Annotated in this window: 16 protein-coding genes and 1 pseudogene; 8 read left to right on the top strand and 9 right to left on the bottom strand. The window is 63.9% G+C overall.

Annotated features, from left to right (window positions below; all coding sequences use genetic code 11):
* Positions 1-146 precede the first annotated feature (146 nt).
* From ATF69_RS12185 to ATF69_RS12200, 4 genes are all read left to right on the top strand, one after another.
* Complete coding sequence (locus ATF69_RS12185; protein ID WP_056061777.1) at positions 147-1115, top strand: porin; 969 nt, start codon at positions 147-149, stop codon at positions 1113-1115.
* Between the two features lie 344 nt (positions 1116-1459).
* Entirely contained in the window at positions 1460-2311 is an 852-nt protein-coding gene (locus tag ATF69_RS12190; RefSeq protein WP_146871138.1) for a glycosyltransferase family 2 protein, read from the top strand.
* Positions 2283-2708, top strand: a complete 426-nt coding sequence (locus ATF69_RS23475) for a sugar 3,4-ketoisomerase (protein WP_121943346.1) — start codon at positions 2283-2285, stop codon at positions 2706-2708. The genes ATF69_RS12190 and ATF69_RS23475 overlap by 29 nt, the downstream gene beginning before the upstream one ends.
* Before the next feature lie 6 nt (positions 2709-2714).
* Positions 2715-3929: an NAD(P)/FAD-dependent oxidoreductase gene (locus ATF69_RS12200; RefSeq protein ID WP_146871139.1), complete on the top strand. Its 1215-nt coding sequence runs from the start codon at positions 2715-2717 to the stop codon at positions 3927-3929.
* A 438-nt stretch (positions 3930-4367) separates the two neighbouring features.
* Here ATF69_RS12200 and ATF69_RS12205 read toward each other — a convergent pair whose 3' ends face one another.
* Together ATF69_RS12205 and ATF69_RS12210 are read right to left on the bottom strand one after the other, a co-directional pair.
* Positions 4368-4613: a hypothetical protein gene (locus ATF69_RS12205; protein WP_146871140.1), complete on the bottom strand. Its 246-nt coding sequence runs from the start codon at positions 4611-4613 to the stop codon at positions 4368-4370.
* A 348-nt stretch (positions 4614-4961) separates the two neighbouring features.
* The gene (locus ATF69_RS12210) at positions 4962-6398 is read right to left on the bottom strand and encodes an NAD-dependent succinate-semialdehyde dehydrogenase (RefSeq protein ID WP_146871141.1); all 1437 of its coding nucleotides are present in this window, start codon (positions 6396-6398) and stop codon (positions 4962-4964) included.
* 211 nt (positions 6399-6609) lie between these two features.
* Here ATF69_RS12210 and ATF69_RS12215 point away from each other — a divergent pair, with 211 nt between their 5' ends.
* Positions 6610-7782, top strand: coding sequence for a pyridoxal phosphate-dependent aminotransferase (locus ATF69_RS12215; RefSeq protein WP_146871142.1), 1173 nt, complete (start codon positions 6610-6612; stop codon positions 7780-7782).
* Between the two features lie 906 nt (positions 7783-8688).
* Here ATF69_RS12215 and ATF69_RS12225 read toward each other — a convergent pair.
* The 4 genes from ATF69_RS12225 to ATF69_RS12240 all read right to left on the bottom strand — a co-directional run bounded on the left by ATF69_RS12225 (position 8689) and on the right by ATF69_RS12240 (position 16178).
* Positions 8689-10185, bottom strand: coding sequence for an efflux transporter outer membrane subunit (locus tag ATF69_RS12225; protein ID WP_146871144.1), 1497 nt, complete (start codon positions 10183-10185; stop codon positions 8689-8691).
* A gap of 109 nt (positions 10186-10294) precedes the next feature.
* Positions 10295-13528 carry an efflux RND transporter permease subunit gene (locus ATF69_RS12230; RefSeq protein WP_056061763.1) on the bottom strand — a complete coding sequence of 1078 codons (3234 nt, stop codon included), beginning with the start codon at positions 13526-13528 and terminating at the stop codon, positions 10295-10297.
* A gap of 34 nt (positions 13529-13562) precedes the next feature.
* Positions 13563-14825 (bottom strand): efflux RND transporter periplasmic adaptor subunit, encoded by a 1263-nt coding sequence (locus ATF69_RS12235; protein WP_146871145.1) that lies wholly within the window; start codon positions 14823-14825, stop codon positions 13563-13565.
* A 471-nt stretch (positions 14826-15296) separates the two neighbouring features.
* Positions 15297-16178 (bottom strand): alpha/beta hydrolase, encoded by an 882-nt coding sequence (locus ATF69_RS12240; RefSeq protein WP_192418796.1) that lies wholly within the window; start codon positions 16176-16178, stop codon positions 15297-15299.
* A gap of 192 nt (positions 16179-16370) precedes the next feature.
* Here ATF69_RS12240 and ATF69_RS12245 point away from each other — a divergent pair, with 192 nt between their 5' ends.
* The 3 genes from ATF69_RS12245 to ATF69_RS12255 all read left to right on the top strand — a co-directional run bounded on the left by ATF69_RS12245 (position 16371) and on the right by ATF69_RS12255 (position 18184).
* On the top strand, positions 16371-17288 hold the full coding sequence (locus tag ATF69_RS12245; RefSeq protein WP_056061756.1) for a LysR family transcriptional regulator: 918 nt from the start codon (positions 16371-16373) through the stop codon (positions 17286-17288).
* A 108-nt stretch (positions 17289-17396) separates the two neighbouring features.
* Positions 17397-17678, top strand: coding sequence for a VF530 family protein (locus ATF69_RS12250; protein ID WP_056061753.1), 282 nt, complete (start codon positions 17397-17399; stop codon positions 17676-17678).
* Positions 17675-18184 (top strand): hypothetical protein, encoded by a 510-nt coding sequence (locus ATF69_RS12255; protein WP_146871146.1) that lies wholly within the window; start codon positions 17675-17677, stop codon positions 18182-18184. Before ATF69_RS12250 ends, ATF69_RS12255 begins: the two co-directional genes overlap by 4 nt.
* Here ATF69_RS12255 and ATF69_RS12260 read toward each other — a convergent pair.
* The 3 genes and pseudogenes from ATF69_RS12260 to ATF69_RS12270 form a co-directional block, all read right to left on the bottom strand.
* Positions 18150-19109 (bottom strand): alpha-E domain-containing protein, encoded by a 960-nt coding sequence (locus tag ATF69_RS12260; protein WP_055400923.1) that lies wholly within the window; start codon positions 19107-19109, stop codon positions 18150-18152. The two genes, ATF69_RS12255 and ATF69_RS12260, sit on opposite strands and share 35 nt — an antisense overlap.
* Before the next feature lie 32 nt (positions 19110-19141).
* A pseudogene (locus ATF69_RS12265) lies at positions 19142-19249 on the bottom strand (alpha-E domain-containing protein); the annotation flags it as partial.
* Between the two features lie 2 nt (positions 19250-19251).
* The gene (locus ATF69_RS12270; RefSeq protein ID WP_056743396.1) at positions 19252-20799 is read right to left on the bottom strand and encodes a circularly permuted type 2 ATP-grasp protein; all 1548 of its coding nucleotides are present in this window, start codon (positions 20797-20799) and stop codon (positions 19252-19254) included.
* Positions 20800-20801: the final 2 nt, after the last annotated feature.

Here is a 20801-nt window from a genome sequence, read left to right on the forward strand (position 1 = left end):
CATCCCCTTCCGTTGCAAAGTGCAACGATCACATCACCACAGGCACCAAACTTGCTTGTAGCGGCGGCCCGAAGGCATCACCCCTGTGCGTTTTTGGCCGGTGATTATTTGTCATCAAACAAAATTTGATTTAAGGAACCTCGCGAATGAAAACATTGAACCGCTGCGCCCTCGCCGCGCTGGCCCTGGTGGGTACGTCTGCTGCCTTTGCACAGAGCAGCGTCACCCTGTACGGCCGGGTCAACACCAGCTTTGAACACCAAAAAGACGGCGATGTCTCCAAGACCGGCCTGTTCAACAACTCCTCCCGCTTTGGCTTCAAGGGCCAGGAAGACCTCGGCGGCGGCCTGATGGCTGGCTTCCAGCTCGAAAGCGGCTTTGACTCCAGCTCCGGCGCTTCCGACTCGCGCGGCATTTTTGCCCGCCAGAGCGAAGTGAACCTGTCCGGCGGCTTCGGCATGGTTCGCCTGGGCAACTTCACGTCCGAGTCGTACTACGCCACGGCCGACTTCATCAGCAACCACAACCACGACACCGGCTCGTCGGCTGACGCCCTGTACGCCTACCCCGCCCGCGACATCAACAAGATCGCTTACCGCACCCCCAGCCTGGGCGGCGCAACGTTCGAAGCCGGCTGGGCCCAGCACGAGCAGCCCAGCGGCACCGGCGGCAAGAACAGCATGGACCTGGCTGCCAACTACGAAATCGGCAAGCTGGGCCTGGGCGCTGGTTACTCCAAGCTGGGCGACCAGAACCAGTTCGCAGTGCGCGCTTCGTACTCCACCGGTCCCTTCGTGATGGGCGCCTACGTGCAACGCGACAAGAACGTGTTCATCGCCAACGGCGGCAACCGCACCAACCTGCGCCTGTCGGCCGCCTACATCATGGGCGTGTCCGAGTTCCACGTGAACGTGGGCCGTGCCGGCAACTACTCCAACGTGTCCAACAGCGCCGCCACCCAGTACACGCTGGGCTACAACTACAACCTGAGCAAGCGCACCAAGATCTACACGTACTACACCCGCATCAACAACAGCCAGGCTGCCACCTACGGCGTGTCGGCTCCGGGTAACGACTTCAGCTCCTTCGCCGTGGGCGTGCGCCACAACTTCTGATAGCGCCCCACACGCTGCTGCCCTGACTGGTGGGAGGGCAGGCACACAGCCAATTACCCCGCACTTCTTTGAGGTGCGGGGTTTTTTTCTTGCGCAATCAACGCCTTGCGCATCCAATCCACCGAGCGTTTCCGTGCCAGCCCTGCATGCCCAATGCGGTTACAGATAGACACGCCGTGCGGGTTTGAACTGGTATCTTCCCAGCCGTCGGCGCAGTATTTGCTTGCACGAAAAATACCTTCGTGTATGGGAAAAAATTTTCACGACAGAGCAAGGAAAGCTCTCGACCATGCGGGCCTTCCGGCTCCTGCTGCGCTGGCAATAAAAATCACTTTCTCAATCATATGGACTCCCATAAAAAGCCATCGAAGGTCACCGCACTGGTTCCCGCATGGCAATCCGCAGGCTTTATTCAGGCGACTCTTGACTGTCTGTCGGCCCAAACCTATGCCCCTCTTGAGATCATTATCTCAGTGGACAAATGCGATGACTCGACCTATGAAATCTGTGCAGCCCATGCCCACAATGATCCACGCTTCAGGGTGATACGACAGCAGGAACGGCTGGGGTATGTAGGCAATTGCAATTTTTTACTCAACCAAGCCAATTCAGATTATGTTTTGTTTGCATTTCACGATGACATATTAAATTCAGCTTATATCGAAAAGCTGGTCAACATACTTGACAGCCGGCCAGAAGTTGTATTGAGCTATTCCGACGTTCTCTTAACCAACACCGACGAATCTCAAGAGCAGTGGATATTTGAAGAGATTGAAGGCGTGCACGACCCCGTGCAGAGAGGGTTCATCATGATGCGGGGAGACAACAAATGGTGGGTACCCAATCGAGGTTTATTTCGCTTGGAGCCTGCACGTCGAATTCAGGGACTCAAGTCCCACCGGGCGGGCGAATTTTCGGCAGACTGGCCATGGTTGTTTCACATGAGCCTGCTCGGTGAGTTCGCACGAATACCAGAAACCCTATGCTACAAGTACTACAAACCTGACAGCCTATCTCGAAGCTGGAAATTTTCTCAACGGCAATTTTTTGAGGTTCATGCAGCAATAATGCGAGAAATCTGGATCTCAGACCTAACCAGCGAACAGAAACTCATCTTGACCGGTCCGATGGCGAGATGGCTCCTCCAACACAAGCCAGACTTAGAAAGTGAGGGAAATCATAAATACCAGCGCTGACTTTTCGCATCACTCTTGGTTTGAGGGGCGCGCCCGCTTGATTGATCTTCCCGTTCATGCTGATGAACGCGGCAATTTACTACCAATCGATTTCGACGATCTTCCTTTCCGGCCTCGCCGGGTATTCACGGTAACAAACGTACCCGCCGGAGCCATACGCGGCGAGCACGGCCATCGGACGGGGCAGCAACTATTGATCTGCCTTCAAGGGAAAATTGAACTCGTGCTAAGAACAGGGCCAGAAGAAGTAAATACTGCGCTGATACCTACAGGGCCAGGTCTGCTCCTAGGCAGTGGAGTGTGGTGCCGCCAGACATACGTTGCATCGGACTCTGTACTCTTGGTAATGGCCAGTGAGAAATATGATCCCGCGTCATATGTGAATAACTGGAATTAAACAAACATGAAAAAACCGTTACGCATTGCGGTACTCGGAGCAGGGATCATGGGCTGCTCCACCGCGATCTTTCTCGCCCGCAAAGGATTTCACGTATCCATATTTGACAAAGAGAAACATCCTTTCAGTGCGGCAAGTCGATGGAACGAAGGAAAGATCCATCTGGGCTTTATCTACAGTGCGGATCCATCTTTACGCACCGCAAGCCATGTCATTCCTGGAGGGCTCAATTTTCGCCCTCTGATCGAAGAATTGGTCGGCACTTCACTTGCTCCAGCCATCACAAGCGAAGACGACCTGTATTTGTGCCATCGCGATTCAGTAACATCGGCATCAGAAATGATGACGTACATGGAGAAAGTTGTTGAACGGGTGCGAGCGCATCCAGATGCAAAACGGTATTTAGCTGATGTATCCGATTGCAGGGTTCAACGACTGAACTCCTCCCAACTTGCCAACTTGACATCTTCTCCAGACATTGTTGCGGGGCTTCGCGCCCCAGAGCGCTCTGTAGAGACCAATTGGGTGGCCGAAAAATTCATATCCGCTTTGGCGGAAGAAAAACTCATTGAGCTTTTGATGGAGGTCCGTATTACAGCAGCCCACCCCACGGGAGACAGCGCCGAAGGTACCTGGAGCATAGAAACATCTGAAGGCACGTTTGGCCCTTATGACTATGTGATCAACTCGCTCTGGCAGGGCCGCATGGCGATAGACCAGACCGCTGGAATAGAACCGACGGGGACTTGGTCGAATCGATACCGCCAGTCGCTATTCGTACGCACAAGAACAACAGTAAACACACCTTGTGCCGTTATTGCCACGGGACCTTTCGGAGACATCAAAAATTACAATGGACGTGATTTTTATCTCTCTTGGTATCCCGATGGTTTGCGGGTAGATAGTTCAGACGTCTTGCCACCGGATATCAAAGAGTCGGCCGTTTCCGATTCGCAGGCACTGAAGGATTCCATCTTCCAAAATCTGGAGTCATTGTTGCCGTGGGCAGCCCAGGTTCGCGAACAAGCCGAATACATTTATCTGGAAGGTGGCTGGGTTTTTGCTGCTGGCCAGGGTTTGCTCTCGGATCCGAAATCCACGCTTCATCGCCGATCAGACTATGGCATCACACGACATGGCCGCTATTTTTCAGTAGACACTGGAAAATACTCCACAGCACCTTTTCTTGCAAAATCACTCGCTCACAGCCTTGCTGAATAAATAGTCAGCACTCAAAATCTCTTTTGATGTGACCTCCCGGGCATACGATTGCAACCAGGTGCTCTAGGCATCTGGTGTTCATGCCATCCATGAGCAGATACCGCGATAACCGGTATGCAACAGCCCTAGCTGGCGTTTTGCGCGCTTTCAGTCTCGGGCAAAACCGCCAGCAGGCACGTGGTTTTCGACGATTTGAGTGGCTTGTATATCGACCGGGCCGAAGTCACCCACACGGTGTTGACAGGTGTCAGGCACCAGCCACGGTTCACCACACAAGTGCTTTGAATCACGGCGCGCTCTGGCCAGCGTCCGGCCATCAGCGCCCCATTGCAAACACTGTACGGTGCGCACGAAGCGCACCAGGAATCTCAATGCCCGCCAAACCGCCCCAGCTGCCGCAGCCCGCCCGTCAGGCCCCAGAGCGACACGCACCAGCCGTCACACCCCTCCGACACTAAGAACCTGGTCAAAGTCTTTTTGGAGTTGCACAAGTACTTGCCCGAAGGGTTGGAGTGGAATCGGGCGATTGGAAGCCTCGGCTGCTTGCATGGTCAGCCCTGCGGTGTAGGGTTCTTCCTGGCCGGCGGACTTCTGTGGTGATGCTGCCTTGCACTGGTAGCGGGTGCCTGCCTGCAGCGCAAACACCGGCGCGCCGGTATGGCAGTGCCGCACCATTTGCGGCATGGTGCGCGGGGTTCTCAAAATGCGCCCACACCGGGCCATCGTCCGGGGACAGCTAGGCACAGAACAGTCCGGGCCGCTGGCTGGAGCCTTCCTTGTCCATGCCAGCCCAGTTGGGGCATACGCAGGCTGGGGCCAAGATGAGGGCAAGGTAGCGCGTGGAGAACATGGACTAGGCTCTCCTGAAAGCAGTGCGCGCCGACGCACCGCTACCCATGCCGTGTGCCAGCGCGGCACCATTGCGCCGCCCCAGCGCAGTCTTCAGAAAGCAGAAAGGCCCCCGATGCCCATGGCACCGGGGGCCTGCGACTACCGCGCTGAGAACCTGTTCAAAAAACGCGATGGTCACCCTCACACGTTCATGATCGACACCAGGCGCGTGTTCAGGTGCGCCTCGATGGCCTCGGGGCCACCCTCGGAGCCGTAGCCCGAATCCTTCAGGCCACCAAACGGCAGCTCGGCTGCAGGTGCGGCGGCCTGGTTGATCCAGAGCATGCCGACTTCCAAGCGCTGCGCCAGCAAATGAGCGTTCTTCAGCGACGAAGTGAAGGCATAACCGGCCAGACCAAACGGCAGGCTGTTGGCCTCGGCAATGGCGTCTTCGATTTGGGTGAAGCCACGCACGGCAGCCACGGGGCCAAAGGGCTCTTCGTTCACGATGCGGGCCGACAGGGGCACGTCGTTCAGCACGGTGGGCTGGAAGAAGTTGCCTTCGGTGCCGATGCGCTCGCCACCGGCCAGCACCTTGGCGCCCTGCTGTACCGCATCGGCCAACAAGTCGGCCATGGCGGTAATGCGACGCGGGTTGGCCAACGGGCCCATCTGCGTGCCGGCCGTGAGGCCATCGCCCACCTTCAGGCCCTGCGCGTACTTGGCGAAGGCAGCCACGAAGTCGGCACGGATGCTTTCGTGCACCAGATAGCGCGTGGGCGAGATGCAGACCTGGCCTGCGTTGCGGAACTTGGCGCCGCTGCCGATCTTGATGGCGAGTTCGAGGTCGGCGTCTTCCGCGACGATCACCGGTGCGTGGCCGCCCAGTTCCATCGTCAAGCGCTTCATGTGCTTGCCGGCCAGCGCAGCCAGTTGCTTGCCCACGGGCGTGGAACCCGTGAACGTGACCTTGCGGATGACGGGGTGCGGGATCAGGTAGTTGGAGATTTCCGCCGGGTCGCCATAGACCAGGCCCACGGTGCCTGCAGGCACGCCCGCATCGGCAAACGCGCGGATCAGCTCGGCCGGGCTGGCGGGGGTTTCTTCGGGTGCCTTGACCAGGATGGAGCAGCCTGCGCCCAGCGCGGCGGCCAGTTTGCGCACCACCTGGTTGATGGGGAAGTTCCACGGCGTGAACGCAGCCACGGGCCCCACCGGGTCCTTCAGCACCATCTGCGTGGCCTTGAGATTACGCGAGGGCACGATGCGGCCGTACACACGCAGCGACTCGTCGGCAAACCATTCGATGATGTCGGCGGACGCCATGGTCTCGACCTTGGCTTCGGCCAGGGGCTTGCCCTGCTCTTGCACCATGATGGCGGCGATGGCCTCGGCGCGCTCGCGCATCAGTGCAGCGGCGCGGCGCATGGTCTTGGCACGCTCAGCGGCGGGCATGTCGCGCCAGGCTTCAAAGCCCTTTTGTGCGGCGTCCAGCGCGCGGTCCAGGTCCACCTTGGTGGCATGGGCCACACGGCCAATTTCTTTGCCCGTGGCGGGGTTGAACACGGCAAGGGTCTTGCCTTCGGCGGCGTCTTGCCACTGGCCTGCGATGAAGAGCTGGGTGTTTGGATAGGTCATGAGCGTTGGGGTCAGCCAAAAAAATCAAAAAAACGACTATACGCCTGCAGCGATGAAATCCCCCTGAGTCGCCTTCGTCGCCTTTCCCCACCGGGGGACAACGCCAGTGGCTAGGCGAAGCCTGCTCCGCGGCCTTCCGTGTTACGTGACGACATCAGCAGGTTGAAGAATCGCTGCGATGATGGGAGAGTTGTTGACGCAAGGAGATTGCATGCGAGAAGTAGTCCAAAGCCTCGAAGAGTCGCGCATCCGCGAAGTGGCCAACGAAGGCCTGGGGCGCAGCGATGTGCTGAAGTTCTGGTTCGGCGAGAGCGACGAGGTAACGCCGGATTTCATCCGCGACGCGGCCATTGCGTCGCTGCAAAAGGGCGAGACCTTTTATGCCCACAACCTGGGCCTGCCCGAACTGCGCCACGCGATTGCAGGCTACATGCACGGCCTGCACCCGCAGCAGCACACCGATGCGTGGTTCGACCGCATCGCAGTGACGTCCGGCGGTGTGAACGGCCTGATGGTGGCCGTGCAGACCCTGGTGGACGCGGGCGACGAAGTGGTGCTGGTGACGCCCGTGTGGCCCAACCTGGTGGCGCAGCCGCGCATTCTGGGGGCGCAGGTGCGCACTGTGCCACTGGTGGCCGACGTGCACGGCGCATGGCGCCTGGACATGGATGCGCTGCTGGCCGCCATCACACGCGGCACGCGCCTGCTGGTCGTCAACGCACCCAACAACCCCACGGGCTGGACGCTGACGCGCGAGGAGCAAGCCACCATCCTGGCGCACTGCCGCCGCACGGGCACGTGGATTTTGGCGGACGAGGTGTATGAGCGGCTGTACTACGCGGGTGACACGGCCAATGGCGCGGCGCCCAGTTTTCTCGACGTGGCCGAGCCCGAGGACCGGCTGATCGTGACGCACAGCTTTTCCAAGAGCTTTTTGATGACCGGCTGGCGCCTTGGGTGGCTGGTGTTGCCGCCGTCACTCACCCAGGCGGTGGGCAAGCTGATCGAGTTCAACACCTCATGCGCGCCGGTGTTTGTGCAGCGCGGAGCCACGGTGGCGCTGCAGCGCACGGAGGAGGTGACGCCCGCGCTGGTGAACCATCTACGCAACTGCCGCGACACGCTGGTGCCGCTGCTGGCCGAGGTGCCGGGAGTGTCGGTGGCCACGCCACGTGGGGGCATGTATGCGTTCTTCCACATCGACGGGCATGACGAGTGTTTGCCGCTGGCCAAGCGGTTGGTACGGGAGGCGGGGCTGGGGTTGGCTCCCGGCAGCGCGTTTGGGGGAGAGGCGTCGGGGTGGTTGCGGTGGTGTTTTGCGAGTCAGGATCTCGGGAGGTTGGAGGAAGGGGTGGGGAGATTGCGGGGGTGGCTGAAGGGGTGATTTGAGGTTTTTGAGCTTTTTTGGCCGCAGGCGCTAGTGGGATATGCGGCGGTAGCTATTGATTTTGTAGTGTCTGGTGGAGTGTGCTGATTGGGCCGCATGCCTGGGTTGAGGGCAGAGGCCGGGAGTCGCCCGGCATGCGAGTCCCTTTCTTTCGCGTCGCCGAAAGAAAGGAACCAAAGAAAGGGCGACCCCACTGTCTGCGTCCCCTGCGCTTCGCTACGGGGCAACCTGCGGTGCTCGGGTTTGGCGGGGTCTCGCTCAACTCGCGCCGCTGCGCGTCGCTCAAACACACGCGAGCCCTGATCCGCCAAACCCTGCGCTCCTCGGCGCATCCACAGGGGCACGGGGAGCAGAACATCCACACGGGCCATCGCTGCGCTCGGCCCCGAATCGCGGGCGCAAGCGCCACGCGCTGCGAAAGCTGGGCCGAGCGCAGTGATGGCCCGTGTGGCTGTTCGGCTGTTCGGCTGTTGGATGTTCGGCTCCTCACCCCTGCTGGCTGCGCCTGCGGCGGGGCGGTTGTGGGGTGAGCATGGGCGTCGAAGCGCCCATGCTTCGTGAACTGGCTCGCCGTGGCTGTCCGAGCGGCGCGCGCAGCGCAAAGCGAGTTCCACGGCGCACCCCGCAACCGACTCGACGCAGGTCTGCCCCGAAGCGCAGCGCAGGGGTCGCAGACTGGGGGTCGCCTTTTCTTTGGTGACTTTCTTTTGGCGAAGCAAAAGAAAGTTACTCGCTCGCCGGGCGACTCCCGGCCTCCGCCCTCAAGCCAGGCATGCGGTCAAATCAACGCACCGCAGCGTAGGCACACGCAGTTCAAAAGAGAAACAAGCAAGCAGCACACTACAAAAAGAATAGCTACCTAGGCATGTTCCACTAGCGCAGGCAGCCCAAACCGCTCAAAAACTACTGCGGCACAGCCGCCACCCTCACCGCAGGCTGATCCCCCCACCCTCCTCCGAGCGCCCGAATCAACCCCACCGTCGCCACATACTGCGCCGTCCGCACCTGCAGCTCCTGCCGCCGATTGCGCAACTCGCTGCGGCGCGCGTCCAGCAACTCCAGCTGGCTCACCAACCCATTGCGATACCGCACATCCGACAACTGCGTGGCCCGCCGCGCGGCCGTCACCGCCCGCCCCTGCGCCTCGGCTTGGCCGGAGAGCAGGCGCAGCGAGGTCAGCTGATCCTCCACGTCACGAAACGCATTGAGCACCTGCCCCCGGTGGTCCGCCAGCGCAGCCTCGAGGCGCGCCTTCGCGCCCTCGATCTGCGCATCGCGCTGGCCGCCGTCAAAGATCGGCAGCGACAGCAGCGCGCTCACGCCCCAGGCACGGGCCGACCACTTGAACAGATCGCCCAGCTCGGGCGACGCATGCCCCGCATTGCCCGTGAGCGTGACGGCCGGGAACCACGCCTTCTGCGCCACGCCCACGCGCGCTTGCGCGGCCAGCACGGCAGTTTGCGCGGCTGACACATCGGGACGACGCGCCAGCACCGTGCCGGGCACACCCGGCGGAATCACCGGCAACGCGGCGTCGCCCGTCGCGGGCGGCAGCACAAAACCGCTGGCCACCTCGCCCGCCAGCACGGCCAGCGCGTTGGTGAGCAGGGCCTGCTGGCGCTGCAAGGCCAGCGCGTCGGACTCGGTGGCCGCCACCTCGGTCTGCACACGGGCCACGTCCAGCTCGGCCACATCGCCAGCCTGCAGGCGGCGCTGCGTCAGGCGCAGCGTGTCCTGGTACGCGGCCAGGCTCTCTTGCACCAGCACCTGCTCGGCTTGCACCGCGCGCAGCTGCAGATAGGTTTGCGCCACGTCGGCTTGCACCATGAGGCGCGTGCTTTGCAGCAGGGCTTCGCGCGCGTCGGCGTCCAGCCGCGCGGCGTCACTGGTTTGCGAGAGGCGGCCGAACAGGTCCAGCTCGTACGATGCATTGAGCCCCGCTGTACCCAGCGTGGCAGGTGTTGCGCTGCCCGTGGTGGCAGCGCCTGCCTGGCGTGTCACACCGGCCGAGGCGCCCACTTGCACCGAGCGCGCGGCATCGGCAGAGCGCAGCAGCGAGCGCGCCTCGGCCAGCCGCGCGGCGGCCTGCTGGATGCTGGTGTTGGCCTGGCCCGCGCGCAATACCAGGTCGGCCAGCACCGGGTCTTGAAAGCCCAGCCACCACTCGCCGCGGGGCTGTGCCTCGGCGGGGGCGGCCACCGTCCAGGGGGCCGTGGGCAGCGCGCCGCCCCCTGCCGTGAAGCTGGCGGGCACGGGCACACCCGCATGCGGCGCGGGGGCCACGGGCTGCGTCATGCAACCGGCCAGCACCAGGGCGGCGGCCAGGGGCGCCAGCAGGCTGCGCTTGCGCGCCGCAAGGGCACCGTCGGTGGAGTTTTTCTTCAATAGCAAATCGGTCATGGTTGGTCTCCTGCCCCGCTCGATGCACCCGTTGCAGTCGGCAGCGGGTGCACCGTGGAGCGCGCATCTAGGGCCACAAAGGTCGTTGTTGTCACCGCGGTCAAGGGCATCATTCGTGCTCCTTGCGTGGCGCAGCCAGCACGGGGTGCGCGGTGCCACCAGTGCCAGTGTTGTGCGAGATAGGCGCCACATGCGCGCCATGCTCCACCAGCGGGCGGTTGCCCGCCAGCTTGCGCAACAGCACGTAGAACACGGGCGTGAGGAACAGGCCGAAGGCCGTCACACCAATCATCCCGGCGAACACCGCCACGCCCATGGCGCTGCGCATTTCGGCGCCCGCGCCGGTGGACAGCACCAGGGGCAACACACCCATCACGAAGGCCAGCGAGGTCATCAGGATGGGGCGCAGCCGCAGGCGGCTGGCCTCGATGGCGGCCTGCACGGGGGTACGCCCGGCAAACTCCAGCTCGCGCGCAAACTCCACGATCAGGATGGCGTTCTTGGCCGATAGCCCCACCAGCACGATGAGCCCGATCTGCGTGAACACGTTGTTGTCGCCGTTGCTCAGCCACACCCCGGTCATGGCCGCCAGGATGCCCATGGGCACGATCAGGATGATGGCAATGGGCAGCGTCAGGCTCTCGTACTGCGCGGCCAGCACCAGGAACACCAGCAGGATGGCCAGCGGGAACACCAGCACGGCGGAGTTGCCGGCCAGGATCTCCTGGTAGGTCAGCTCGGTCCATTCGAACGTGATGCCCTGGGGCAGCGTCTCCTTGGCGATGCGCTCGATGGCCGCCTGCGCCTGACCTGACGAATAACCAGGCGCGGGGCCGCCGTTCACATCAGCAGCCAAGTAGCCGTTGTAGCGCATGGCGCGTTCGGGGCCGAAGCTCGGCTCCATCTTCATCAGCGCCGACAGTGGCACCATCTCGCCGGTGGCAGAGCGCACCTTGAGCAGGCCCACGTCTTCAGCCCGCGCGCGGTAGGCCGCATCGGCCTGCACGCGCACGCTGTAGGTGCGGCCAAACTGGTTGAAGTCGTTGGCGTAGAGGCTGCCCAGGTAGATCTGCAGCGTGTCGAAGATGTCCGTCACGGGCACGCCGAGCTGGCGTGCCTTGGTGCGGTCGATGTTGGCGTACAGCTGCGGCACGTTGACCTGCCAGCTGGTGAACAACCCCGCCAGCTCGGGCGTCTGGTAGGCCTTGGCCATGAAAGCCTTCACCGCGTTGTCCATGGCTTCATAGCCCAGCGAGGCACGGTCTTCGATCTGCAGCTTGAAGCCGCCCGTGGTGCCCAGGCCCGCCACCGGGGGCGGCGGGAACATGGCGATGAACGCGTCCTGGATGCTGCCAAACGCCTGGTTCAGCTGGCCTGCCACCGCACCGCCGCTCTGGTCGGCACGGGTGCGCTCGGCAAAGGGCTTGAGCGTGGCGAACACGATGCCGGAGTTGGAGCTGTTGGTGAAGCCGTTGATCGACAGGCCGGGGAAGGCGATCGCGTCTTCGACGTTCGGGTTCTCCTTCATGATCTCACCCATGCGGCGGATCACGTTCTCGGTGCGGTCCAGCGTGGCGCCGTCGGGCAGCTGCGCAAAGCCGATCAGATACTGCTTGTCTTGCGCGGGCACGAAGCCGCCGGGCACGATCTTGAACAGGCCGACTGTGGCGCCCACCAGCGCAAGGTAGATCACGAACATCAGCGCCTTGCGGCCGATGACGCGCTTGACGCCGCCGCTGTAGGCCTCGGAGCCGCGATGGAACAAGCGATTGAAGCCGCGGAACAGGCCGCCGAACACCTTGTCCATGCCGCGCGTGAGCGCGTCCTTGGGCTCGTCGTGGCCCTTGAGCAGCAGCGCCGACAGCGCGGGCGACAGGGTCAGCGAGTTGATCGCCGAGATCACCGTGGAGATCGCGATGGTCACCGCGAACTGGCGATAGAACTGGCCCGTGAGCCCGCTGATGAAAGCCAGTGGCACGAACACCGCCACCAGCACCAGTGCGATGGCAATGATGGGGCCGGAGACTTCGCGCATGGCGCGGTAAGTGGCCTCGCGCGGGGTCAGGCCCGCCTCGATGTTGCGCTCGACGTTCTCCACCACCACGATGGCGTCGTCCACCACGATGCCGATGGCCAGCACCAGGCCGAACAGGGAGAGTGCGTTGATCGAGAAACCCAGCAGGTGCAGCACCGCGAACGTGCCCACCACCGACACCGGCACGGCCAGCAGCGGGATGATGGACGCGCGCCAGGTCTGCAGGAACAAAATCACCACCAGCACCACGAGGGCGATGGCTTCGAGCAGCGTGTGGATCACGGACTTGATCGACGCACGCACGAACTGCGTGGGGTCGTACGCAATCCGGTACTCCACGCCTTCGGGCATGTTCTTCTGGATCTCGTCCATGGTCTTGCGCACGTTGGCCGAGATGTCGAGCGCGTTGGAGCCCGGCGCCTGGAACACGCCCATGCCCACGGCAGGGTCGTTGTTGAGCAGCGAGCGCAGCGAATAGTCGGCCGCGCCCAGCTCCAGTCGGGCGATGTCGCGCAGGCGTGTCACCGCACCATCCGCACCGGTCTTGACGATGATGTCGCCGAACTCTTCTTCGGTCTGCAGGCGGCCCTGCGCGTTGATGGACAGCTGCAAGTCCACGCCAGGCAGGCCGGGCGATGCGCCCACCACACCTGCAGCGGCTTGCACGTTCTGGCCGCGGATGGCGGCCACCACGTCGCTGGCCGAGAGGCCGCGCTGCGCGACCTTTTGCGGGTCGAGCCACACACGCATGGAGTAGTCGCCGCCGCCAAAGATCTGCACCTGGCCCACGCCCTGGATGCGCGCAAGGCGGTCCTTCACATTGAGCACGGCGTAGTTGCGCAGGTAGTCGATGTCGTAGCGGTTGTTGGGCGAGACCAGGTGGACCACCATGGTCAGGTCCGGCGCGCTCTTGACGGTGGTGACGCCCAGGCGGCGCACTTCCTCGGGCAGGCGCGGCTCGGCCTGCGAGACGCGGTTTTGCACCAGCTGCTGGGCCTTGTCGGGGTCGGTGCCCAGCGCAAACGTCACGGTCAGCGTCATCACACCGTCGGTGGTGGCCTGGCTGCCCATGTAGAGCATGCCTTCCACGCCGTTGATGGACTCCTCCAGCGGCGTGGCCACGGTCTCGGCGATCACCTTGGGGTTGGCGCCCGGGTACTGTGCGCGTACCACCACGGAGGGCGGCGCGACTTCAGGGTATTCGGAGATGGGCAGACCGCGCAATGCGATGAGCCCCCCGAGGAAGATGAGCACCGACAGCACCCCGGCAAAGATGGGGCGGTCGATGAAGAAGCGGGACAGGTTCATGGATGCAAATTCCTTGCGTCGCTGGTTCGCACGCTCAGGCGGCGGGCGACTTGCTGTTGTTCTTGGCTTCCTTGCGATCACCCGCAATCTCAGCCTTGGCGGTCATGGGCACGGGCTGCGGCGCCACCACGGCACCGGGGCGCACGCGCTGCAGGCCGTTGACGACGATGTTCTCGCCCGCCTTCAGGCCCGAGGTGACCACGCGAAGACCGTCAATCGGCGCACCCAGGGTGACCTCGCGGTATTCGGCCTTGTTGCCCTCGCCCACCACCATCACGAACTTCTTGTTCTGGTCAGTTCCCACGGCGCGCTCGTTGATGAGCAGCGCCTGGGTGTTGCGGGCCTGACCCATGCGGATGCGGGCAAACTGACCGGGGATGAGCGAGCCGTCTTCGTTGTCGAACACGGCTCGCACGCGCACGGTGCCGCTCTTGGCATCGACCTGGTTGTCGATGAGCTGCAAGCGACCGGCGTGCGGCGTGCCGCCCGTGGTGCCCGTGCCCATCTGTACAGGGATGCGCTCGATGAGCTGGCGGGCGCTATTGCCGCGCTGGCCGCTTTGCAGATCGGCCAGGGCCTTCACCACGATCTGCTCGTCGGTGTCGAAGCTCGCGTAGATGGGGCTCACGGACACCAGCGTGGTCAGCACGGGGGCGCCCGCGCCGGCCGCCACCAGGTTGCCCACGGTGACTTCGATGCGACCCACACGGCCCGCCACCGGGGCGCGCACCTGGGTGTAGCCCAGGTTCAGCTTGGCGGTCTGCAGCGCGGCCTGGGCGGCGCGCAGGTTGGCATCGGCTTCGCGCTGGGCGTTCAGGCGCTCATCGTGCTCGCGCTGGGCGATGGCTTTTTCTTCGAGCAGGCGCGTGGCGCGCTCCAGTTCGCTGCGGGTGTACGACACGCGGGCCTGTGCAGCCACCACCTGGGCTTCGGCGCGGTCCACTTCGGCGGCGTAAGGGGCGGGGTCCACCGTCACGAGCAGCTCGCCCTGCTTGACCAGCGAGCCTTCGCGGAAGTGCACGGCCTGCACGGCGCCCGAGACGCGCGGGCGCACGTCCACGCGCTGCACGGCTTCGAGCCGGCCGGAAAACTCGTCCCACAGGGCGATGTCTTTTTGGAGCACGGCCGCCACCGACACCGGCATGGCGGGCGGTGCTGCGGGGGCGCTATCCGCCTGCGCCACGGGTGCCTGAAACACCAGAACAGCAGCCGCCACGGTGGCCGTCACGGCCGTGGCAAGGGTGGCCAGACCCAGGGGGCGGCGCTGGGAGAACTTGGAGAAGGATGGGAAGTTCATGGTCACTTTCGATCAGTAGGTGTGCCCTTGTGGAGCACGCTGTGAAACTTGTCTGCCGTGCGCTGGCGCCTGTGGGCTGCGCTCGGCAGGGGTCAATGCAAAGGGGGCGGAACGCAGTCTCGGCAATGACACGGTGGAAAGGTCAATACCCCGGCGACAAACACCGGGGCGGCCTGCGTGCCACCGTCAAAAGACGGTGCGGCCAGGTGCGCTGTGACAGCGGCCGCAGGCCAAAGGGGTCAGGGGTGCATGCATGGTGTGTTCTTTCCTCCGTGTCGTTTGAATGGCTAACGTGGGCTCCAGGACATGCGGAGCGGGCAACGCCGGGCAAGCGTTTCCCCTCCGGCACGCCAGGCCGGAAATCAAGATGCAAAAAGGGAATGGGGCTCGCGCCGAGCCCGCGTTTCTCTGCCTCCACCCGGGTGGAGGTCAGCGGCTGTCAGGGGTGTGAGAAGGTGTCAGGGGCCGTCGTCAGGACGGCACCGGACTTCGCGTGGAGGCAAAGAACTGCCGGAACTGCTCCTGCGCTCCCGCCGCACACGGACATTCGTGCGGGCCGGTCTGCAGCAGGGCATCAGGCCACTGCGGGTTCTTGGAGAACACGTGGCGCGTGACCGGCAGGCCGGCAGCCTCCAGCCGGGCCGCGTAGGCCAGCGCCTCGTCGTGCATGGGGTCGGTGTCGCCCACCAGGATCAGCGTGGGGGGCAGCCCCGCCAGGCGCTGCGCACCGGCAGGCACCGCATAGGGGTGCTCGGCATCGCGCGGGCAGCGCAGAAAGTTGCGCCAGCCCTCGGTCCACTTGCAGCCCGTGGAGTCCCCCGTGGCCTCGCGCAGCGACGCGGTGCCCACACAGGGGTCCAGCATGGGCGACAGCAGGATCTGCCCGGCCAGCGGGGGGTGAGACTGGTCACGCGCCATCAGTGCCACGGCCGCCGCCAGGTTGCCACCGGCCTCTTCGCCCGCCAGGTACACGGCGGCGCCCTGCCCGCCGAGCTTGGTGCGGTGCTTGTGCACCCACTTGAGCACACCGTAACCTGTGTCCACCGGCTGCGGAAAGGGCGTGAGCGGATACGCGACCGACACCACCACGGCCCCGGCACTCTCCAGCAGAGAAGCCACCGTGCAGCCGTTGTCCAGATCGCCCGACATGAAGGCCCCGCCGTGGAAGTGCACGACCACCGGGGACGCCTGACCGGTCTTCTTGCGGCCATACATGCGCACTTCCACGTCCTGCCCCTGGGCCACCTCAATGGTGGAATCGGTGCAGACGGACGCAGCCACCCCGGACGCCTTGGCGGGCGCCGCAGCGGGCTGCGTGGGCAAAGAGGATGAAGACGGGCGGTCGGGCTGCATGGCAGGTACCCAGTAGGTAGGTGGATAGGTGGAAGGTCGGTTGACGATGGATGAAATGTAGTGGCTTGGGCCTTTCTGATAAACAGGTCAAACACCACCGCACTGTTTCCAAAAGCTCAACAATCAAACCGGGGCGCCCGTGTGAGAATTCCTCAGCACCCAATCTGGGTGCTGATGACTCAAGGAGAAGCCATGGACCAGATACAGGCCATGCGCATATTCGTGCGGGTGGTGGAGGCCGGCACGTTTACCCGGGCAGCGGATTCGCTGAGCCTGCCCAAAGCCACGGTGACCAAGCATGTGCAGGCGCTGGAGGAGCGGCTGCGCGTGAAGCTGCTCAACCGCACCACCCGCCGCGTGACCGTGACACCCGATGGCGCGGCCTATTACGACCGCACGGTGCGGCTGCTGACCGACCTGGACGACATCGAGGCCAGCATGACCAACGCGCGCGCGAACCCGCGCGGGCGGCTGCGCATCGACGTGGGCACGTCGGTGGCCCAGTTGCTCATCATTCCGCAACTGGCGGAGTTTCATGCCCGCTACCCGGACATCCAGGTGGACCTGGGTGTGAGCGACCGCACGGTGGATCTGATCGGGGACAACGTGGACTGCGTGATCCGGGGGGGCGAGCTGAGCGACCAGTCACTGGTGGCGCGCCGCATTGGCAACCTGGAGTTCATCACCGTCGCCGCACCCGCCTACCTGGAGCGCAAGGGCACACCCACGCACCCGCTGGAGATCGAGGAGAAACACGCCAGTGTGATCTACTTCTCGCCCCAAAGCGGGCGGCACTATCCGCTCGAGTTTCGCCGGGGCGATGAGTCCATCGACATCACCGGCCCCTACCAGCTGAGCGTGAACGAGGCCAACGCCTACGTGACCTCCATCGTGGCGGGGCTGGGCATTGGCCAGATCACCAGCTGGCAAGCCCAGCGCTACCTCGCCAGCGGAGCCCTGGTGCAACTGCTGCCGGACTGGACCCAACCCCTGCTGCCCGTGTATGTGGTGTACCCGCCCAACCGCCACCTGAGCGCCAAGGTGCGCGCGTTTGTGGACTGGGCGGCCGAGCTGTTCCAGCGCGAGGCCCATCTGCAGCGCAAAGCCTGACGCCCCCTGAATCGGTTCTGTGGTGGCGGTGGTGGGGTTCACTCCCCATGCACACGACAGGATTGCTCTCAGGGCGTGTTCACGCTCCCAGTCTGTATGCTTGGAGCCATGAGCACTCCAGAGACCCCGCCACCCGCCCCACCGGCCAACAAGCCCACCCAGCCGCGCAACCCCCTGCACGGCGTGACACTCGAAGCCATGGTGGTGGGCCTGGCCGACTACTTTGGCTGGGATGAGCTGGGGCGGCAGATTCCCATCCGCTGCTTCCAGATCGACCCCAGCGTGGGCTCCAGCCTCAAGTTCCTGCGCAAGACCCCCTGGGCGCGCGAGAAGGTCGAAAGCCTCTACCTCTTCATGCTGCGGGACCAGCGGCGCAACGCGCAAGAATGACCAGCGATGCGCGCAGCCATACCGCAACAACGCCCAATAAGGCAGCGCATTCGGCACAGCTGAGCGCGCGGTATCACAACTTTCTGGTACCGCTGCTGGCGCTGGGCGCCATGGGTGGTTTCAACGCGCTGCTGGTGGCCCGGTCTGGAGCCGGTGATGCAGGCTGGTGGCCGGTGGCCTGGCTGGCCACCGTGTTTCTGGGGGTGTTCTTCAGTGCAGTCTTCATGGCGATGGCGGGCCGCCGCAAGCTGCCGGTGGCCTACGGCATCGCGGTGGGCACGCTGGTGGGCCTGGGGCTTACCGCCTGTGGCCTACTGCAGGCCCACCTGCACGCACCATGGGGTGCAACCCTGCCCGCCTGGTTAGCGTGGTTCAGCAGCCCCCAGGCAAGGGCCTGGCTGGACTCTCCCTGGGCACCGCTCATTCCCTACGCAGCAGGGCTGGCCTGGCATGGCGCCGCCCTGCTGGTTTTCAATCGCCGGACGTCACCAGAAAATCGCGGCTGATGCCGCCACCCAGGTCGTTCACCCGGTCCAGGAACTGCGTGAGGAACGCGTGCAGCCCGGTCGCCAGGATCTCGTCGATGCGGCCGTACTGCAGGTCGGCCAGCAGGCGCCCTGCCCTGCGGCTGGTCTCGGCAGACTGCCCGTTGGCCAGCACGGCCAGGTTGTCCACCACCTCGCGCAGGCACGCGTGCAGCGAGCGCGGCATGTCGCGGCTCAGGATCAGCAGGTCGGCCACGCGGCCCGGCGTGATCACGTCGCGGTAGACCTTGCGGTACACCTCGAACGCCGACACGCTGCGCAAGATGGCGCTCCAGTGGTAGAAGTCGCTTTCCTGGTTGCGGTCACTGGGGCGGCCAAAGAAGTCGTTCTTGACCGCGTGGAACTTCACATCCAGCAGGCGCGCGGTGTTGTCCGCGCGCTCCAGGAAGGTGCCCATGCGCAAGAAGTGAAACGCCTCGTCCTGCAGCATGGTGCCCAGCACCACGCCGCGTGAGAGGTGCGAGCGGTACTTCACCCATTCAAAGAACTGGCCTGGGTCGCGCTCAAACGCGCCGCCTTCCAGTTGCCGGTGCAGTTCCAGCCAGGTCTGGTTCTGCGTCTCCCACACCTCGGTGGTGAGCGCACCGCGCACGGCCCGCGCGTTCTCGCGTGCGGCGCGCAGGCACGACAGGATGGACGACGGGTTGTTGCCGTCGTGCACCATGAACTCCAGCACGTTGGCGGGCGTCACTTCACCATGCTTGGCGGTGTAGGCAGGGATCAGCTCGCTGATGGACAGCAGGCCCTCCCAGCCTTTTTGCGCCACATCGGCAGCCTGGGGCAACAGGGAGGTCTCGTAGCTCACATTGAGCATTCTTGCTGTGTTCTCTGCCCGCTCTGTATATCGGGACATCCAGAACAGATGGTCGGCGGTGCGGCTCAGCATTTTTCCTCCCCGGGCAGAGAACCCCGCGCGTGCTGCGCACGCTGGCTGTGTTGTGGTGAAACCCCGCATTCGGCGGCGTTTTCAGCCCGCTCGGTGTAGCGGGACATCCAGAACAGATGGTCGGCGGTGCGGCTCAGCATGTTCAGAGGCTCCCTTGCGATTGACTTTGCGACTGACCTTGTCCCTGCGATTGCGACTGGGATTGCGACTGGGATTGCACGGCCTTGGGTTGCGCTGCGGGCGTACCCTCGCCCAACACCCAGGTGTCCTTGGTGCCGCCGCCCTGCGACGAATTCACCACCAGCGAGCCCTCTTGCAGCGCCACGCGCGTGAGGCCGCCGGCGGCCATCTGCACCTCGCGGCCGCTGAGCACAAAGGGACGCAGGTCGATGTGGCGCGGGGCAATGCCGCTTTCCACATAGGTGGGGCAGCTTGACAGGCTGAGCGTGGGCTGCGCGATGTAGCCCGCCGGGTTGGCCAGCAACGCGCGGCGAAAGTCCTCGATCTCGGCCTGCGTAGCGGCAGGGCCGATGAGCATGCCGTAGCCGCCCGCGCCGTGCACCTCCTTCACCACCAGGTCCTTGAGGTTGGCCAGCACGTGCTGCAGGTCGTCCTGCTTGCGGCACATCCAGGTGGGCACGTTCTTCAGGATGGGCTCCTCGCCCAGGTAGAAGCGGATCATCTCCGGCACATAGGGGTAGACGGACTTGTCGTCCGCCACGCCCGTGCCCACAGCGTTGCAGATGCCCACGTTGCCCGCGCGGTAAGCCTCCATCAGGCCGTAGCAGCCCAGGGTGGAATTGCGGCGGAAGACTTGGGGGTCGAGGAAGTCATCGTCCACGCGGCGATAGATCACGTCCACCCGCTGCAGGCCGCGTGTGGTGCGCATGTACACGAACTTGTCCTTGACCACCAGGTCCTGGCCCTCCACCAGCTCCACACCCATCTGCTGGGCCAGGAAGGCGTGCTCGAAGTACGCACTGTTGTGCATGCCGGGCGTGAGTACCACCACCGTGGGCTCATCCGCCGTGGCGGGGGCGCTGGCGCGCAGGGTTTCGAGCAGCATGTCGGGGTAGTGGGCCACCGGCGCCACCTTGTGCAGGCTGAACAGCTCGGGGAACAGCCGCATCATCATCTTGCGGTTTTCGAGCATGTAGCTCACACCGCTGGGCACGCGCAGGTTGTCTTCGAGCACGTAGTACTCACCATTGCCCTGGGCATCAGGGGCGCGCACGATGTCGATGCCTGCGATGTGCGCGTAGATGTCCTGCGGCACATGCACGCCGGCCATCTCGGGGCGGTATTGCGCGTTGTTCAGGATGAGGTCGGCGGGCACGATGCCGGCGCGGATGATGTCCTGGCCGTGGTAGACGTCGTGGATGAAACGGTTGAGCGCCGTGACACGCTGCACCAGCCCCTGCTGCATGCTGGCCCACTCGTGGGCAGGGATGATGCGGGGGATCAGGTCGAACGGGATCAACCGCTCGTTGCCTGCGCCGCCTTCATCCTTGGCGCCGTAGACGGCGAAGGTGATGCCCACGCGCCGGAAGATCATCTCGGCTTCGGCCCTGCGGGCCTGCATCACGTCAGGGGGCTGTTTGCTCAACCACTGCGCATAGCGCTTGTAGTGTTCCCGCACGTCGCTGCCATCAAACGGCAGCATGGCGTACATCTCGTCAAATTTCTGCATGA

This window comes from Acidovorax delafieldii, assembly GCF_007993815.1.
Classification (GTDB): Bacteria; Pseudomonadota; Gammaproteobacteria; order Burkholderiales; family Burkholderiaceae_C; genus Acidovorax; species Acidovorax delafieldii.

Excerpts from the sequence above, each read along its gene's own strand:
- ATF69_RS12185 (WP_056061777.1), top strand. The coding sequence starts at position 147 with ATGAAAACATTGAACCGCTGCGCCCTCGCCGCGCTGGCCCTGGTGGGT.
- ATF69_RS12190 (WP_146871138.1), top strand. The coding sequence starts at position 1,460 with ATGGACTCCCATAAAAAGCCATCGAAGGTCACCGCACTGGTTCCCGCA.
- ATF69_RS12200 (WP_146871139.1), top strand. The coding sequence starts at position 2,715 with ATGAAAAAACCGTTACGCATTGCGGTACTCGGAGCAGGGATCATGGGC.
- ATF69_RS12205 (WP_146871140.1), bottom strand. The coding sequence starts at position 4,613 with ATGCCGCAAATGGTGCGGCACTGCCATACCGGCGCGCCGGTGTTTGCG.
- ATF69_RS12210 (WP_146871141.1), bottom strand. The coding sequence starts at position 6,398 with ATGACCTATCCAAACACCCAGCTCTTCATCGCAGGCCAGTGGCAAGAC.
- ATF69_RS12215 (WP_146871142.1), top strand. The coding sequence starts at position 6,610 with ATGCGAGAAGTAGTCCAAAGCCTCGAAGAGTCGCGCATCCGCGAAGTG.
- ATF69_RS12225 (WP_146871144.1), bottom strand. The coding sequence starts at position 10,185 with ATGACCGATTTGCTATTGAAGAAAAACTCCACCGACGGTGCCCTTGCG.
- ATF69_RS12230 (WP_056061763.1), bottom strand. The coding sequence starts at position 13,528 with ATGAACCTGTCCCGCTTCTTCATCGACCGCCCCATCTTTGCCGGGGTG.
- ATF69_RS12235 (WP_146871145.1), bottom strand. The coding sequence starts at position 14,825 with ATGAACTTCCCATCCTTCTCCAAGTTCTCCCAGCGCCGCCCCCTGGGT.
- ATF69_RS12240 (WP_192418796.1), bottom strand. The coding sequence starts at position 16,178 with ATGCAGCCCGACCGCCCGTCTTCATCCTCTTTGCCCACGCAGCCCGCT.
- ATF69_RS12245 (WP_056061756.1), top strand. The coding sequence starts at position 16,371 with ATGGACCAGATACAGGCCATGCGCATATTCGTGCGGGTGGTGGAGGCC.
- ATF69_RS12250 (WP_056061753.1), top strand. The coding sequence starts at position 17,397 with ATGAGCACTCCAGAGACCCCGCCACCCGCCCCACCGGCCAACAAGCCC.
- ATF69_RS12255 (WP_146871146.1), top strand. The coding sequence starts at position 17,675 with ATGACCAGCGATGCGCGCAGCCATACCGCAACAACGCCCAATAAGGCA.
- ATF69_RS12260 (WP_055400923.1), bottom strand. The coding sequence starts at position 19,109 with ATGCTGAGCCGCACCGCCGACCATCTGTTCTGGATGTCCCGATATACA.
- ATF69_RS12270 (WP_056743396.1), bottom strand. The coding sequence starts at position 20,799 with ATGCAGAAATTTGACGAGATGTACGCCATGCTGCCGTTTGATGGCAGC.